This is a genomic window from Pseudomonas extremorientalis (genome assembly GCF_024584605.1).
Lineage (GTDB): Bacteria > Pseudomonadota > Gammaproteobacteria > Pseudomonadales > Pseudomonadaceae > Aquipseudomonas > Aquipseudomonas extremorientalis.
On record NZ_CP089519.1, the window covers coordinates 215,272 to 231,857 of the forward strand.

Annotated in this window: 13 protein-coding genes; 5 read left to right on the forward strand and 8 right to left on the reverse strand. The window is 61.7% G+C overall.

Going from position 1 to position 16,586, the window contains the following annotated elements; all coding sequences use genetic code 11:
* The first annotated feature begins 62 nt into the window (after positions 1-62).
* Complete coding sequence (locus LUU92_RS00985) at positions 63-428, forward strand: response regulator (RefSeq protein ID WP_071489770.1); 366 nt, start codon at positions 63-65, stop codon at positions 426-428.
* Between the two features lie 127 nt (positions 429-555).
* Here the strand turns inward: LUU92_RS00985 and LUU92_RS00990 are convergent, their stop codons facing one another.
* Positions 556-1,560, reverse strand: a complete 1,005-nt coding sequence (locus tag LUU92_RS00990) for an AraC family transcriptional regulator (RefSeq protein ID WP_257103027.1) — start codon at positions 1,558-1,560, stop codon at positions 556-558.
* A gap of 100 nt (positions 1,561-1,660) precedes the next feature.
* On the opposite strand from LUU92_RS00990, the gene LUU92_RS00995 reads away from it, so the two are divergent.
* Entirely contained in the window at positions 1,661-2,740 is a 1,080-nt protein-coding gene (locus tag LUU92_RS00995) for a fatty acid desaturase (RefSeq protein WP_257103028.1), read from the forward strand.
* On the opposite strand, the gene LUU92_RS01000 is transcribed toward LUU92_RS00995, so the two are convergent.
* The 3 genes from LUU92_RS01000 to LUU92_RS01010 are packed head-to-tail and all read right to left on the reverse strand — an operon-like array spanning position 2,712 to position 6,748.
* Positions 2,712-4,322: an arylsulfatase gene (locus tag LUU92_RS01000; RefSeq protein ID WP_257103029.1), complete on the reverse strand. Its 1,611-nt coding sequence runs from the start codon at positions 4,320-4,322 to the stop codon at positions 2,712-2,714. The genes LUU92_RS00995 and LUU92_RS01000 overlap by 29 nt on opposite strands.
* A 15-nt stretch (positions 4,323-4,337) precedes the next feature.
* On the reverse strand, positions 4,338-5,153 hold the full coding sequence (locus LUU92_RS01005) for an ABC transporter ATP-binding protein (RefSeq protein ID WP_092248659.1): 816 nt from the start codon (positions 5,151-5,153) through the stop codon (positions 4,338-4,340).
* On the reverse strand, positions 5,150-6,748 hold the full coding sequence (locus LUU92_RS01010) for an ABC transporter permease (RefSeq protein ID WP_093121785.1): 1,599 nt from the start codon (positions 6,746-6,748) through the stop codon (positions 5,150-5,152). The genes LUU92_RS01005 and LUU92_RS01010 overlap by 4 nt, the downstream gene beginning before the upstream one ends.
* A 287-nt stretch (positions 6,749-7,035) precedes the next feature.
* Here LUU92_RS01010 and LUU92_RS01015 point away from each other — a divergent pair, with 287 nt between their 5' ends.
* Positions 7,036-8,037: an ABC transporter substrate-binding protein gene (locus LUU92_RS01015; protein ID WP_071489776.1), complete on the forward strand. Its 1,002-nt coding sequence runs from the start codon at positions 7,036-7,038 to the stop codon at positions 8,035-8,037.
* Between the two features lie 6 nt (positions 8,038-8,043).
* Here LUU92_RS01015 and LUU92_RS01020 read toward each other — a convergent pair whose 3' ends face one another.
* A complete protein-coding gene (locus tag LUU92_RS01020) occupies positions 8,044-8,964 on the reverse strand; it encodes a LysR family transcriptional regulator (RefSeq protein ID WP_257103030.1) in 921 nt (306 codons plus the stop codon).
* A gap of 179 nt (positions 8,965-9,143) precedes the next feature.
* Here LUU92_RS01020 and LUU92_RS01025 point away from each other — a divergent pair, with 179 nt between their 5' ends.
* Positions 9,144-10,049: a TauD/TfdA dioxygenase family protein gene (locus LUU92_RS01025; RefSeq protein ID WP_257103031.1), complete on the forward strand. Its 906-nt coding sequence runs from the start codon at positions 9,144-9,146 to the stop codon at positions 10,047-10,049.
* Here the strand turns inward: LUU92_RS01025 and LUU92_RS01030 are convergent, their stop codons facing one another.
* Entirely contained in the window at positions 10,050-11,657 is a 1,608-nt protein-coding gene (locus LUU92_RS01030) for an alkaline phosphatase family protein (RefSeq protein ID WP_257103032.1), read from the reverse strand.
* Positions 11,658-11,847: 190 nt separating this feature from the next.
* Positions 11,848-12,792, reverse strand: coding sequence for a LysR family transcriptional regulator (locus tag LUU92_RS01035; RefSeq protein ID WP_092248643.1), 945 nt, complete (start codon positions 12,790-12,792; stop codon positions 11,848-11,850).
* Between the two features lie 155 nt (positions 12,793-12,947).
* Here LUU92_RS01035 and LUU92_RS01040 point away from each other — a divergent pair, with 155 nt between their 5' ends.
* A complete protein-coding gene (locus LUU92_RS01040) occupies positions 12,948-15,296 on the forward strand; it encodes a TonB-dependent receptor (RefSeq protein WP_257103033.1) in 2,349 nt (782 codons plus the stop codon).
* On the opposite strand, the gene LUU92_RS01045 is transcribed toward LUU92_RS01040, so the two are convergent.
* On the reverse strand, positions 15,293-16,477 hold the full coding sequence (locus LUU92_RS01045) for a CynX/NimT family MFS transporter (RefSeq protein ID WP_071489782.1): 1,185 nt from the start codon (positions 16,475-16,477) through the stop codon (positions 15,293-15,295). The genes LUU92_RS01040 and LUU92_RS01045 overlap by 4 nt on opposite strands.
* Positions 16,478-16,586 lie beyond the last annotated feature (109 nt).

The window sequence follows — 16,586 nt, forward strand, 5'->3', positions numbered from 1 at the left end:
AGCGGTCTCGCTCAAAAGCCGAACAATTCGATTACAGGTTTGTAATGAACCAAGAGGTAGGCATGCAGGTGTTGTTAGTGGAAGACCAGCCGAAATTGGCGCAACTTATGGCCCAGGGCTTGAGTGAGGCCGGCTTCGCAGTAGAAGTCGCAGCCAATGGCATGGCAGCTCAGCGGTTTGTGGAAAGCACTGACTATGACTTGGTGATCCTGGATGTAATGTTGCCGGGTTTGAATGCCTGGAGGTTGCAGCAGTCGATTCGCAAGAAGGGCGAGACGCCGGTGTTGTTCTTGACGACCCCGGAAGGAATCGAGGACCGTCTGCGCGAGTTGGAACTGCATGAGGATGATTACTTGCTCAAGCCGTTTGAAGCCAAGGCCTTGGTGGCGCGGGTGAAGAAGTTGTTGCGGCGTGACCGTGGGCGCTGATTGATCCGGCATCTTCAATACCTGGACCACCGCCATCGCAGGCAAGCCAGCTCCCACATTTGGAATGCATTCCCTGTAGGAGCCGGGCTTGCCCGCGATGGGGCCATCACGAACACCGCAAATCCACCTACCGCAACCCATCCCTGAACTGCCCCGGCGTCATCCCCGTCCAGCGCTTGAACGCGCGGTTGAAACTGCTGGTGTCGGCAAACCCGAGCAAATGACTGATCTCGGCCAATGAGCATTGCGGATCGCGCAAGTGCAGCAAGGCCAGATTCTCGCGGCACTCATTGAGCAGCGCATCAAACCGGCAGCCTTCATCCGCCAGGTGACGCTGCAAGCTGCGCAGGCTCAGGTGCAGCGCCTGGGCGACGCGCTCGGCACTTGGCTCGCCGTCCGGCAACTGCGCTTCGATCACCCGGCGAACCTTGCGCTCCCAGGTCAGCGGTTGCAGTTGAGCGAGGGTGCGCTTGAGCACAGTTTCGTTGTGCTCGGCCAACTCGGGGTTGGCGTCGTCCAGGTGGCTGTCGAAATCCTGCGCGGCGAACTCCAGGCGGTCTTCCTCAGCGCCGAAAAACACCGGCGCGCGAAATACTGTGTGCCATGGCTTGGGATCGGCCGGTTCCGGCCTTCGCAGGTACACCGCCAGCGGCGCGTATTCGCGCCCCAGGCGATTGCGACAGGTACGCACATAGATCGCCGCAAACGCATCGATGGCCTCGAACGCTGGCGCCGGGTTGCCGGGCAATTGCAGCAGGCGAAACCGGTAGCGCTCGCCATCGCCGCTCAGCTCCAGGGCCAGTGCATCGCTGACCACCTGGTGATAGCGCACGATGCGCTCGAACACCTCGCGCAAGCTGCCACTGGCCACCAGCGCATACCCCAACGCATGAAACGTGGTGGGGCTGACGAACCGCGACACCCGCAGACCAATCGCCGTGTCGCCGCTGGCCTGCACCGCCAGCGCCCACAAACGCGTGGTCGCCGACAACGGATAGCGCGCATTCGGGTCGTCCATCTGCTGCGGGTCGAGCCCGGCTTGCAGGCACAGCGCGGCGCTGTCGAGGCCCAGGGCGTCGAGTTGCTTGCGCAGGGCGCGGGTCCAGCTGGCGAGGGAGGTGGGTTCGGTCATGGCGATTGGCGCTTGCGGTCAACAGGTTGGCGTGCGTGGCTGATGCCCTGGCGGACCGCTTGGGCCAGGATGCATCCATCAATAACCAGAGGATGGAAGCATGGACGGTACTTCTGCAAGTCCCCAGCAGATGAACGCACAACAGCGCTCGGCGCATATCCGTGAAGTGGTGCTGGCCGAGGGCGTGCGCCTGCGCCAGCAGCACCCTTGGCTGCTGCATCAAGACGCGTTGGGCGCGGGCATCCTGGCGTTTGCCTTGGCGGGCATGATTGGCTGCGCAGCGCTCTACATCAGCGGGCATATGGCCTGGTGGGTGTGCCTGCTGCTCAACGCGTTCCTGGCTTCACTGACCCACGAGCTGGAACACGACCTGATCCACAGCATGTACTTTCGCAAGCAGCGTGTGCCTCACAACCTGATGATGGGCCTGGTATGGCTGGCGCGGCCCAGTACGATCAACCCGTGGGTGCGCCGGCACCTGCACCTCAACCATCACAAGGTCTCCGGCACCGAAACCGACATGGAAGAGCGCGCCATCACCAACGGCGAGCCTTGGGGTTTTGCGCGGTTGCTGATGGTAGGCGATAACGTCATGTCGGCCTTCATCCGTATCCTGCGGGCCAGGACCTGGACGCACAAACTGACGATTCTCAAGCGCTCGCTGCTGGTGTATGCACCGCTGGCACTGCTGCATTGGGGCGCGTGGTATGTGTTCCTTGGCTTTCATGCCGCCAATGGCATTGCCAGTCTGCTCGGTGCGCCTATCGAGTGGTCAGCCGGCACCGTGCAGATGATGCAGGTGATTGATATCGCTGCCGTGGTGATCATCGGCCCCAACGTGCTGCGTACCTTTTGCCTGCACTTTGTCAGCTCCAACATGCACTACTACGGCGATGTGGAACTGGGCAATGTGATCCAGCAGACCCAGGTGTTGAACCCCTGGTGGATGTGGCCTCTGCAGGCGTTCTGCTTCAACTTCGGCAGCACCCATGGCATTCACCATTTTGTGGTGAAGGAACCGTTCTACATCCGCCAGATGACCGCCAAGGTGGCGCACCAGGTGATGGCTGAGATGGGCGTGCGCTTCAATGACTTCGGGACGTTTGCGCGGGCCAATCGGCTGGAGCCGCAAGCGCGCACAAACGCGGGGCTCAATCCGGCTGAAACGGTGATGCGCTGAGTATTACGCCGGTTTCGTCCACGTATTGCTGCCAATGGTCGATAAGCGTGGCCAGTTTGTCCGGGTGACGCTGGGCCAGGTCGTGGATCTCGCCGGGATCCTGGCCCAGGTCATAGAGCTGCCATGTCGCCGGGCCCACCGGGCCTGGGATGTACACGGCTTTCCACCGGCCCTGGCGAATGGCCCGGCGCCCGAACAGCTCCCAGCCGGTGACGGTGTGCTCATCGTGCACCTCGGCGGTTTCACCTGACAGGAAGCCCAGCCACGACTTGCCCCGCAGTGGCGCCACCGGCTTGCCGCGCCATTGTTGGCCCGGATGGCGCACACCGGCCAGGTCCAGGAGCGTCGGCGTGATGTCCATCACTGTGCCAAACCCATGGCTGATCCGGCCTTCAAGCGTCAGCCGAGGGTAGTGCATCAGTGCCGGCACCCGAATCCCGCCTTCGGTGGTAAATGCTTTGAACAGCCGTGACGGGGCGGTTGCCACTTGAGCCCACGAGGGGCCGTACCAGACGTAGGAGTTGGCCCGCCCGATGTTCTCCAGGCTGTTGTCGTAGTGCTGGTTGAGGTAGGTCAGCAGCTCGGGGCCGAACTTGGGAAAGGCTTCCAGCAGCGCACCTTCAGCGCCGTTGTCGGACATGAACACGATGAACGTGTTATCCAGTTGACCCTGCTGGCGCAGGTACTCCACCACCCGGCCGATGTTCCAGTCCATGCGCTCGACCATGGCCGCATACACTTCCATCGCCCGCGCCGACACTTGGCGCTGTGTCTCGGTAAGGCCGGCCCATTGGGCACTCAATCCGATCAGTGGATGGGGTTCGACATCCGCGTCGATCAGCCCCAGGGTCTTGAGCTTTTCCAGGCGTTCCAGGCGCAGCACCTCGGGTCCGGCGTCGTAGCGGCCACGGTATTTGTCGACGATCTCGGCGGGAGCCTGCAACGGCCAGTGCGGGGCGGAGAATGGCAGGTAAGCGAAGAACGGTCGCGCCTGGTCGCGCTCCCTGAGGTATTGCAGCAACTTGTCGCCAAAGGCGTCGGATGAATAGAAATGTTCAGGCAGTCGCTCGACGAAAGTGTCGTCTTCGATATACAGCGCAGGCGTGGATGTGAGCAGGCCGGGCGTCGTCTCGTCGTAGGGCGGTTCGAAGCCATAGTGGTTGGCCGCGCCGGGCAACAGCGCGAAGGAGCGTTCGAAACCCCGCGCGTGGGGCGCCAGTTCGGCGGTCAGGCCCAAGTGCCATTTGCCGCTCATCAGGGTTTGGTAGCCGGCCTCGCGCAGCAGCTCCGGCAAGGCCACGACCTTATCGTTCAGGTAGCCCTCATAGCCGGGCTTGCCGATCAGCTCGGGTGTGAGGGCCTCGGCCATGGTGCCAATGCCGGCGATATGGTGGTCGGTGCCGGTCAGTAGCATCGAGCGGGTCGGCGAGCAGGTGGGCGCGGTGTGGAAGTCGGTCAGGCGCAGGCCGTTCAGGGCCAGGGCGTCCAGGTGTGGTGTGGCGATTTCCCCGCCAAAGGCGCCGAGGTCGGAAAAGCCCAGGTCATCGGCCAGTATCACGAGAAAATTGGGACGTTGCGGCATCAAGGCACTCCTCATTCAGCAGGCAATAAAGGCCAGGGGCAGGTTGCGGATCTGTTCGCGCACAGGGGGCTGGTAATGGTCATCGTTGGTCAGTTCGTGCAACAGCTCCTCACGTAATTGATGGAACTCGAAACTGCTGCGTTGGCGCGGATGGGGCAGGGTGACTTGCACCACTTGTTTGATCCGGCCTGGCCTTGGCTCCATCACCACGACGCGGTCGGCGAGGAAGATCGCTTCTTCCACGTCGTGGGTCACCAGCACTGTCGTGATCCTGGCGCGGGCGCGAATCGCCAGTAGTTCATCCTGCATCTGCTGGCGTGTCAGCGCATCGAGGGCGCCGAATGGCTCGTCCAGCAGCAGGATACGTGGGCTGGCCACCAGGCCGCGGGCAATTGCCACGCGTTGCGCCATGCCGCCGGAGAGCTGATGGGGGTAGGCACGCGTAAAGTCGGCCAGGCCGACCAGCTCGATAAAATCATGGACCCGTTGGCTGCGCTCGGCGTCGCCTGATGGTTCGTTGACCAGCCCCAGCCCAATGTTTTGCTCCACGGTCAGCCAGGGAAACAAGCGGTGTTCCTGGAACACAATGCCGCGCTCACGGCCGATGCCACTGACGGCTTTGCCGTCCACCTGGATCTGGCCGTGGAACTGTGTGTCCAGGCCCACCAGCAGGCGCAACAGGGTGGATTTGCCGCACCCGCTGGAACCGACAATCGCGACGAATTCGCCTTCGGCAATCTCCAGGTTGAATTCACGGATGGCTTCCAGCTCGACACCGTCGACGTCAAAGCTCTTGCCCACATGGTTGAAGCGGACGATAGGTGCGTTCATGCGTGTCTCCAGCGGGTAGCGCGGGTTTCGATGCGTTGGCCGATAAGGTTGAGGGCGGCGCCAGTGAGGCCGACCAGAAGCATGCCGCTCATGATCAGGTCCATGCGCAGCAACTGTTGAGCGCCGATCATCAGGCTGCCGATGCCGCCGTTGGAGGGCATGAAATACTCAGCGCCGATGGTGCCCAGCCAGGCATAGATCAGGCTCAGGCGCAGGCCGGCGAAAATCCCCGTCGCAGCGCCGGGCAACACCAGGCGGCGCAGGCGCTGGAACAGGTTCAGGCGCAGCACCTGCGCCGCCTCGCGCAGTTGGGGTGACAGGTTCAATACGCTGCGCTGGGTGGCGATAAATAACGGGAAGAACGCGGCGAGGGCGATAAACACCCCCTTGGCCAACTCGCCCAGTCCGAACCACGCGGTGAGCAACGGTACCCAGGCGAAGATCGCAATCTGGCGCAGCGCAGACAGCGTCGGCCCGAGTACGCGCTCGCTGCGCCGCGACAATCCCAGCCACAGGCCCATGGCAAACCCCAGGCTGGTGCCGAGGATCAAGCCGCCCAGCGTACGGCCCAGGCTTTTGCCCAGGGCACCGGACAGGCTGCCATCCAGCACGCCCGTCACGGTGGTGTGCAGGACTGTCCATGGGCTGACCAGAATGTTCGCATCCACCCAATCCTGCTGGGTTGCCAGTTGCCATAACGCCAGCAACAGCAGCGGCAACAGCCAAGGCTGCAGGCGTTGCCAGCCTTGATAGCGGGGGCCCTGAGGAATCTGTGCCGTCGCCGGATGGGGCCAGTGCACCCATTTGCGGTCCAGCCAGCCGATGCCGCGATCCATCACCACGCCCAACACGCCGATCACCACGATGCACACGAAAACGATATCGAGCATGAACAACTGGCGAGCCCATACCATCAAGTAACCAATGCCTTCGCTGGACGCCAACAACTCCACGGCCAGCAATGAGGTCCAGCCGGCGGCCAGCGCGAGGCGTACGCCGGCCATGAACGCGGGGAGCGCGGCCGGCAGGATCAGCCGACGAATCAGCAGGTGAGTGGGCAGGCGCAGCACGCGGGCGGCTTCACGCAGGTGGGGCTGGGCATCACGCACGCCGACCAGTACATGCAGGGTGACGGGCACTACGATTGCCTTCACCAGCACCACCAGCTTCAAGGTTTCGCCGATGCCGAAAAACACCATGAACAGGGGGATCCAGGCCAGTGTTGGCACTTGCGCCAAAGCGCTGAACGTGGGGAATACCACGCGCTCGACACGGGCGCTGAACCCCAGCAGGGCACCCAGCAACGCCCCGGCGCCGATGCCCGCCAGGAGTCCCCAGAACAAGCGCTGAACACTGATTGCCAGGTGAGCCCACAACTCGCCACCGGCCAATTCCACAGCGCTGCTCCACACCAGTGAGGGTGGTGGCAGAATCTGCTCGCTCATCCAGTGATTGTGGCTGGCCAGCCACCACAGCGCGAACAGCGCCAAGGGCAACAGCCAGGGCAATAACCGTTCTCCCAGTTTCGGCCAGCGGTGCGCCCGATCATGACGGGGAGCGGCCAGAGGCAGGCTCAACAGTGATATTCGGGCCATGGATGACCTCCGTTGTCGCCGATGGCGTTATGTGATTTTGATCTTACAAAAACGCAATCAAGATGATTGGGGGATAAGAAAATGCATTTAATGCCTCAGCCGAGCACGCATCCAATGCATTCGGAGAATATTTTCAATGCTGTTCTTGCATAGGCCCCAAGGGTCGGCGTTTTAAGCCTTATAGTTCTAAAAGCTATTAAATTGTGAATTTATAGTATTTAAAGTTTTGTGTAGGTTGTGCCTACTTTCTGCTCCCCGGACGACCGTCGCCCACAGGAGCTGCGCTTATGAAACTGCCCTTTAAACGCTTGATTGCATTGTTCGCGGGTACCGCCCTGGCCGGTTGGGTCCAGGCCGCCGAACTCAAGGAAATCCGCATTGCCGTACCCGACCTCAGCGCGGGGAGCCAGCACAGTGGTGGTGGTATCACGGATGTGTTGCGCGACCAGCAGATCTTCGAGAAAGCCTTTGCCGACCAAGGCATCAAGATCCAGTGGAATTACTTCAAGGGCGCAGGACCGGTGATCAACGAGGCCTTCGCCAACGGTCAACTGGACCTGGCCTACCTGGGCGACCTGGCGGCGATCATCGGTCGCTCCAATGGCTTGGACACCCGCCTGCTCAGTGCTTCGGCACGCGGCGTCAAACAGTATCTGGGCGTGGTTCCCGGCTCTGGCATCAAGACCCTGCAGGACCTCAAGGGCAAGCGCGTTGCGGTGTTTCGCGGCACGGCCACTCAACTCTCGTTCGACAGCGCCCTGGCCAGCCAGGGCCTGAGTGAAAAAGACCTGAAAGTAATCAATCTGGATTTCAGCGCCGCGAGCGCCGCCCTGGCTGCCAGGCAGATCGATGCCACTTGGGGCAGTTCTAGCCTCAGTGCGCTGCAGGCCAAGGGCTTGGCCGAATTGCCACTGACCACCAAGGACCTCGGCGGCGCTGGCAGCATCCAGGCTGTATTGGTGGGCAGTGGCAAGTTCGTCGATGAGCACCCCGATGTCGTGGCCAAGTTGCTCAAGGCCCAGCAGCAAGCAGTGCAGTGGTTGACCGATGACAACAACAAGCAAGCCTATATCGACCTGGTGTCGGGGCTGGCCAGTTACCCACCGATCATCCTGAGCAATGACCTGAAAAACGAGAAGCTCAGCGAGCTGTTCCCCTCGACCCTCGACCCGGTGTTCCTCGGCAAATTGCAGGAGTCGGTAGACCTGGCGACCAAGGAGCGGCTGATTCGCAAGTCCTTCCAGGTCAGTGACTGGGTGGCGCCGAATCTGCAGGCGGCGGGTCTCTAAGCGACGTCAGACCGCCACGCTCACGTCTTGGCGGTCGACTTGTACCAGCGTCTCGATCATTGCCTTCGCCGCCGGCGACAGGCGCGAGCCGGTGCGGCTGACCACCCCGCACCGCGCACTCATGGTGTCCATGTTCTGCGGCAGGTTGCGCCAGTGCAGCACCACCAGGGAGCCACGGGCGATGTCTTCGGCAAATGCTTCTTCGGTGCCCACGCCAATGGCATTGGACTGCAGCACGATCTTCACCAGCGCCGGGAAGTGCTCGGTCTGGATGCTGGGTGAAAAGTCCATGCGCCCGCTGAGGTTCGCCAGCAGTTTGCGAATGCCCTGGGAGATCAGCGGCGACGCCAGCGGATAGTCGAACATGTCGTTGGTCGACAGGCTGTCCTTGGCCAGCAGCGGGTGGTCCGGACGGCAAAAAAATACACCACGCTTGGGGCTCAGCGCGCGGGTCTGGAAGTTTGGATCGTTTTCGAACTGGCGGATGTCGGCAATGAAGAACTCGATTTCTTCGCGGCTCAGAGCGCGGCTGAGTTTTTCCCAGTTATCCACCTGGAAACTGGTCCGGATCTTCGGGTGTGCAGTGATAAAGCGCGCCACCGCATCGGGTACCAGTTTCACGGCGGGCGCCGGTCCGGTGCCGAAGCGCAGGTCGCCGGCATCGAGCTTGGTCATGCGGGTGACTTCACTGCTCAGCAAGGCGGCACCGTGCACCAGGCTCAGCGCATGTTGCAGCACTACCTGGCCCTCGGGAGTGGGGCGCAAGTCCTTGTTGCCACGGTCCACCAATACGCAGCCGAACTCATGTTCCAGGCTTTGGATACTGCGGCTGAACGCGGGTTGGGTGATGCCCATGGCGTCCGCGGCACGCACAAAACTGCGGTGTTCGTTGAGGGCGATGAAATAGCGCAGTTGGCGAAGATCCATATGCTTTCCCGGCATTTTAAAAATAGGTCGAAGGCATTTGCGACCGAGGGAGCTGAGGTTTTAAATGCAAGCTCTTATTCCGTCAACGAAGCATTCATTCATCTGCTAGATCAAAATTGCATATGAATAGAGCGTTGTCGGAAAGCGTTCCCACCATCAGGCACATGAGGGTCACCACAATGAGCAATGCCGCATTCGCTGTTCAACCCATCGCCCAAGCGCTGGACATTCACCCCGTCGGCGGGCGCATTGGCGCCGAGATCCGTGGGGTCAGACTGTCCGGCGACCTGGATGCCGCTACCGTCGAGGCCATCCAGCAGGCCCTGGTGCAGTACAAGGTGATCTTCTTCCGCGAGCAGACCCACCTTGATGACCAGAGCCAGGAAGCTTTTGCGCACATGCTGGGCGAACCGATTGCCCACCCGACCGTACCAGTGCGCGACGGCACCCGTTTCCTGATGGAGCTGGACGGCGGTCGTGGCCAGCGCGCCAACTCCTGGCACACCGACGTGACCTTTGTCGACGCCTACCCCAAGGCTTCGATCCTGCGTTCGGTGCTGGCACCCAGGTCCGGCGGCGACACGGTCTGGGCCAACACATCCAGCGCCTACAATGACCTCAGCGTCGAGCTGCGAGCCCTGGCGGACAACCTGTGGGCGGTGCACAGCAACGAATACGACTACGCCGCGCGCAAGCCGGATGTGTCGGTGGAGACGCTGGAGGAATACCGCAAAGTGTTCACCTCCACTGTCTACGAAACCGAACACCCGGTGGTGCGCGTACATCCGGTCAGCGGCGAGAAAACCTTGTTGCTGGGACACTTCGTCAAGCGCCTCAAAGGATACTCCCAGGCAGATTCGGCGCAGCTGTTCAACCTGTTGCAGAGCTACGTCACCCGCCTGGAAAACACCGTGCGCTGGCGTTGGAGCACCGGTGATGTAGCGATCTGGGACAACCGCGCCACCCAGCATTACGCAGTGGATGACTATGGCACCCAGGAGCGTATCGTGCGCCGGGTCACGCTCAAGGGCGATGTGCCGGTGAGCGTGCACGGGCAGGCCAGCAAGACCACCAAGGGTGTGTGATCACCACACGCCGATCTGCACCACCTTGTCTGTTTCCGGCTCTCCATAACGAAACCGTTGGCCACGCAGATCGATCTCTATGTGGCTGATGGTGGTGCGCCGCTTCAGGCCGCGCAGCCATTCGAACAGATAGCCCGAATGGGTTTCGCGCACGTCGGCGTACGCCGGGTCGGCCCCCAGGTCATGCAGTTCCTGCGGGTCGTTTTCCAGGTCGAACAGCTGTGGGCGAAAGCCATCGTACGCCAGGTATTTCCAGCGTTCGCTGCGCACCATCGTCATGCGGCAACGGTCGATGGGCTGCTCCAACCGTTCACGGGCCGGGGCCTGGAAGGCGTAGTCGTATTCGGCGATGGCGTAGCGTCGCCAGGCGCTTTGCGTACGGTGCAACAGTGGGATCAGTGAGTGGCCTTCCAGGCGGTGGTCGGCAGCAGGCAGCCCCAGGGCGTCGAGGAAGGTCGGCAGCGCATCAATGGTTTCCACCAGGCGGTCGTCGAATGTGCCACGGCTGGCATCGGCACTGGCGCGTGGGTCGCGCACAATCAACGGGACGCCTACGGCCGGCTCCAGCAGGAATTCTTTCTCCCCGAGGAAATGATCGCCAAGGAAATCGCCATGGTCGCTGGTGAACACGATCAGCGTGTCGTCCCAGCGCCCATTGCTTTGCAGAACATCGAACAGCCGCCCGAGTTGATCGTCGATCTGTTTGATCAGCCCCATGTAGGTCGGGATCACCGTGAGGCGTACCTCGTCACGGGAAAAGTTGAGGCTTTCCTGGTGCTGGCGAAACGCTTGATAAACCGGGTGATCGCTGGGTTGCCCCGGCTGGATGGGCGCCTGGATGTGCTCGGCGCCATACAGCGCGTGGTACGGCGCGGGGGCGATGTAAGGCCAATGCGGCTTGATATAGGACAGGTGCAGGCACCACGGCTGCTCGGCTTGTTCGTGGATAAAGTCGATGGCGCGGTCGGTGGTGTAGACGGTTTCCGAATGCGCCTCGGCTACCCGCGCCGGTAGCCCGGCATTGCGCATGTGCCAGCCGCTGAGTAGCTCACCGTCCTGACCTTCTGCGGCGTTGGCCCAGTCATGCCATGGGTTGGTGCCGTTGTAGCCTTGTTCGCGCAGGTAATGCGTGTAGGGCGCGGACTCGCGCTTGTCGTCGAACAACGGGCTGTCAGGGTAAATCCCGTCGTGACGCATATACGCTTCAAAACCGACCTCGTTCAGTGGCTCGGCCTGGGCGCCGTGGGGGTCGATCTTCAGGCGCTGCAAAGCGTCCAGGTTTGGCGTGGCGTGGGTCTTGCCTACCAGCGCGGTGCGGATGCCGTGGGGGCGCAGATAATCGCCGATCGTCAACTCTTCCAACGGCAGCGGCACCCCGTTCCAAGCCACCTGGTGGCTGCTGACATAGCGTCCTGTATAGGCCGACATCCGCGACGGTCCGCAAATGGTGCCCTGGGTGTAGGCACGGCCGAATCGCACACCGGCGGCGGCGAGACGGTCGATATTCGGCGTGTGCAAATGAGCGTGGCCGTAGCACGACAGGTAATCGCGGCGCAGTTGGTCGCACATGATGTACAGCACATTGCGTACAGGTTTTGGTTGAGGCATGAGGGTTTACCGAACGGAGGACAGGGGGCTTTTTTCGTCCTTTGCGCCGGGGCTGGCAAGTGCATTTGGGGACTGGGTTTCATGCAGGCCATGCATGGGCGTTGCTGCAGGCGTTATCGGGGACAAGCCCCCTCCCACACTTGAAATGCATTCAAAAAGTGGGAGGGGGCTTGCCCCCGATGGCATCAGTTCAGACAGCGAAATTCTCCAGCGCACACACATCCTCATCCAGCGCATCAATCTCCTTGATCTGCTCGATCATCGCCTCCGCCAGTGGTGATAACCGGTACCCTGCGCGGCTGACGATACCGTAGCGGGTGAAACGCTCCTCCAGGTCTTCGGCGAGTCCGTCGATCTTCAAACACACCAATTCGCCTCGGGCCATGTGCAGCACATCGCTGTTGGCACTGACGATACCAATGGCATCGGAGCGCAATACCACACCCATCAAGCTGTAGCCGTTTTCGCACTCCACATTGGGCAGGTAATCGGGGCGTCCGCTGAGGTCGACGATGACCTTGCGCAGGTTGGGCGGGCGGATCGTCACGGCCAGTGGATAACTCATCAACTCTGCGGCGCTCACGCTCTCGCGACCGGCCAGGGGATGGCCGGCGCGGCAGCAGAAATTCCAGCGGCGTGGACGCAAGCGATGGGTGTGATAGTCAGGGTTGGCTTCGAAGTGACGGGTATCAGCGACAAAGAATTCGAACTCCTCGCTGAGCAGGCGCTTGCCCAGGCTTTGCCAGTCATCTACCTGGAACAGCACGCGTGCCTTCGGGTAGCGCCCGATAAAGCTGCCAATGGCGCGGGGAATCAACCCGGCCGCAGGTGCGGGGCCACACCCAAAGCGCAGCTCACCGGCCTCCAACCCATTGAACTGGCTGATCTCGTTGGCCAGTTGCTGGGCACCGCTGACCAGGCGCCGGGCATGCTCCAGTAGCACCTGGCCTTGTTTGGTGGGCGCCAGGTCCTTGCGACCGCGGTCCACCAGTTGGCAGCCGGCGGCATGTTCCAGGGCCTGGATGCTGCGGCTGAACGCCGATTGCGACAGGTTCACGGTCAACGCCGCCGCCACAAAACTGCGTTGTTCGGCGAGGGCGATGAAGTGGCGGAGCTGGCGCAAATCGATATGCATTTTTCACATCAAAAATATCGGGGAAATGCATTGGCTATGCATTAGGTCGACTCCTTATAAAGGCTATCTCTTATGCAGTAAATGTTCTAAAAAACATAAATAAATAACCTTGGGGAATATGTATCGATGAGTATTTCCTGGTTACGGAGCCGCTTATGAGTGTGTTCAAGCCCGCTGTACCTTGCTCTTCCTGGAGGCTCAAGCGTCTGCCGCTGGCCTTGTTGCTGGCCGGCAGCGCCAGTTGGTCGTCCAGTCACGCGGCCGAGGTGATCTCCCCTGAACCTGAGGGCGAAAGCGCCAGCGGCCAACTGGAAACCGTCACGGTGACGGCACGCCGTCGTACCGAAAGCGCGCAGGAGGTGCCGACGCCGATGAGCGTGGTTGGCGGCCAGGCACTGGAGAGCCAACGGGTCTACCGCATCCAGGATTTGCAACAACTGGTGCCCAGCGTCAACGTTGCCTACATGCATGCGCGCCAGTCCAGCGTGTCAATCCGTGGCCTGGGCAACAACCCGGCCAGCGATGGCCTGGAAGGCAGCGTGGGGTTGTATATCGACAACGTCTATCTCGGCCGGCCGGGGATGGCGGTGTTCGACCTGATGGACATCGAACAGCTCGAGGTATTGCGCGGCCCCCAGGGTACGTTGTTCGGCAAGAACACCACTGCCGGGGTCATCAATATCAGTACCCGTGCGCCCAGTTTTACCCCGGAGCGCAGCATCGAGACGTCGTTGGGCGAAGATGGCTATTTCCAGACCAAGGGCACGGTTTCCGGCCCGCTCACCGATGATCTGGCGGGACGTTTTTCGGCGTATCGCACGCGCAGCGATGGCGACATCAAGAACGAGCACGACGGCCATGATCTCAATGGTGGTTCACGCCAGGGCTTTCGCGGGCAACTGCTGTACAAGCCGAGCGATACGTTCAACCTGCGCTGGATTGGCGATTACAACGAAGAGGATTCCAGCGCCGGCACCCGCGTGCTCTACAGCACCGGGCCCACGATCAATGGCACCAACCTCTATGAGTCACGCGCTGCGGCGGCTGGCGCAACGCTGGTGGACGGCACCCACCGCAAGGTCAATCTGGACAACGACCAGCATGTCACGGTGTTCCAGGGCGGTACGTCCCTGGAAGCCAACTGGACGCTGCCGAGTGATTTCACCCTGACCTCGGTCAGCGCCTACCGCTGGTGGAATTTCACACCGCGCAATGATGATGGCCTCAATGTGCCGGCGTCCTATAACGCCGGGGTGTCGGTGGAAGATAAGCAGTGGTCCCAGGAGTTTCGCCTGGCTTCGCCGACCGGCGGATTTTTCGATTACGTGCTGGGTGCCTATTACTTCGGTAACTCCCTGAACAACAAGTCCTTCGCCTATTACGGACCCCAGGCCGACATCTGGAACGGCACGGCGACGGGGGCGCTCGCCAACGTGAGCAGTGTGGGCAACGGGCACATCCGCACCGACAGCTTCGCGCTGTTTGCCCAAGGGACCTGGCACCTCACCGAGCGCCTGGATTTCACCGCCGGTCTGCGGGGTACTTATGAAGAGAAAAGCGCCTGGGTGACTCGCAATGCGCCGGTGGGTGGCGCGGCTGTCACGGGCGCGGCCGCTACGGCTCGGCGTGGGCGTGCCGGGGCCTACGACTCCGCAGACCTCAACCAGTACAGCACCAGCCCTTCGGGCCTGCTGAACCTCAGTTACCGCTTCAATGAAAACCTGCTGGGCTATGCGACCCTGTCCCATGGCGAGAAATCCGGTGGGGTCAACCTGGCGGTGGGTTCGGCGCCAACGGCCGGCGCGGATTCGCTGCTGGTCGGCACCGAAAGGGCCAACAACGCTGAACTGGGCTTTAAAAGCACGCTGTGGGACCGACGCCTGCAACTCAATGCCAACCTGTTCTGGACCCAGGTCAATGGCTACCAGACCAACGCCTATGATCAGGACAACCGGGTGCAGTACCTGACCAACGCAGGCTCCGTACGTTCGCGTGGGGTGGAAGTGGAAAGCACCCTGGTTCCCATCAAAGGACTGACGCTGAACGTGAATGGCTCGTTCAACGATGTGAGCTACCTGTCCTACAAGGACGCCCCGTGCCCACCGGAAGTCAGCTTGCGCCCGGGTGCCCCGGCCTCCTGTGACCTGACAGGGCATCAGGTGGTGGGCGCGTCGAAATGGATCGCCAATGCCAATGGCGAGTACAAGTGGAACCTGGACAACGGTCTGGAACCCTACGTCACTGCCAGCTATGCATTCCGCTCCAAGGCCGTGGGGACAGTGGAGGACTCGGACTACGGGCAGATCCCGGCGTACGCGGTGGTGAACGTGTCTACCGGTTTGCGTGGCAACTATCAGCAGGGGCAGTGGGATGTGTCGCTGTGGCTGAAAAACGCCTTCGACAAAACCTACTACACCACCCTTTGGACCGGCGGTAACGGCGGTTATGAAGGCTTGCTGGGCACGCCTCGCACCCTGGGTGTAACCGGTCGCTACGACTTTTAGGCCGGTACGCTGGCGGTGCGATAGGTGGCCGGGCTGAATACGCGGGTCACCACCAGCATCGCCACCGTTGTCACGGTCAGCACCACCCAGGCGCTGACAAAGCTGCCGGTGAGTTCGCGCAGCCAACCGGTCATCCACGGCGAAATCGCGTTGATCAAAAAGCCCACGCCTTGCACGAACGCCGCCAGTTGGCCGGCTTGGCGCGGGTCGCGGTGGTGGTCGAGGGTCAGCAACAGGCTCAGGGCAAAACATGCTCCCAGGCCAAAGCCGCACAGCGCCACCCATAGGTGCGGAAACTGCAACGGCGCGATCAATAGGCCCAGATAGCCGATGGTCTGGGCCAACAGGCTGATCCACAGCAGCGGCCGACGGTCGATCCCGCGTTGTGCCAGCACCGGCATCAACAGCGCGGCGATCACCTGGAAGATGGTCATGAACGCCAGCAATGAACCACTGGGCAACACGCCCCAACCCAGTTGCTGATAGTAGGCCGGCAGCCACGCCACCAGGCTCATGTAGCCGCAGTTCACCAGGCCGAAATACAGCGCCAGCAGCCAGGCACGGCGATTGCGCAGCCCCTTGTAGGCAGGGATGACGTTCGCGTTTTTTGCCGCACCCAGTGGCAACCAGGCCCACAGCAGCAGCGCCGCCAACGCGGGTAACAACCACACACCCAGCCCGGCCTCCCATTGCTGGAAATACGTGGCCGCCACCGGACTGAGCAGCGCCGCCAGGCCGCCGCCGGCCATCAACGAGGCCGAATAAACGCCCATCGCCACCGGCACGCGGTGATGGAATTCACGCTTGATCATCGCCGGCACCAACGCCTGGATCAGTGCCACACCGGCACCGCCAAGCAACGCAGTCACCAGCAATGTCGACCCTTGGCCCATCAGCCAGCGGGCCAGGCACGCCAACAGGATCATCATGAGGCCCAGGGCGATGCCGCGTCGTTCCCCCAGCTGCGCTTCAACACGCACGCCCACCAGCGCCACCAGGCCCATGCACACCACGGGCAGGCTGGTGAGCAGGGCGCTGCTCTGGAAGCTCAGGCCGGTGGCCAGGCGGATTTCGCCAAGCAACGGGCTGATGGAACTGAGGATCGGCCGCAGGTTCAGGCCCAGGACCACCAGCAGGCCCCAGCCGGCGAACCGGCCTGCGGTTGAGGAGTTAAGCGACATGCAGAACCTGCGGAGTGTGCAAATGAGGCGTGAAGTATCCACAGTCGCCGAGGTATTCTGAAATTAAATATAACCATGCCTACCAGTGGCAAATGGAATGGTAAGCACG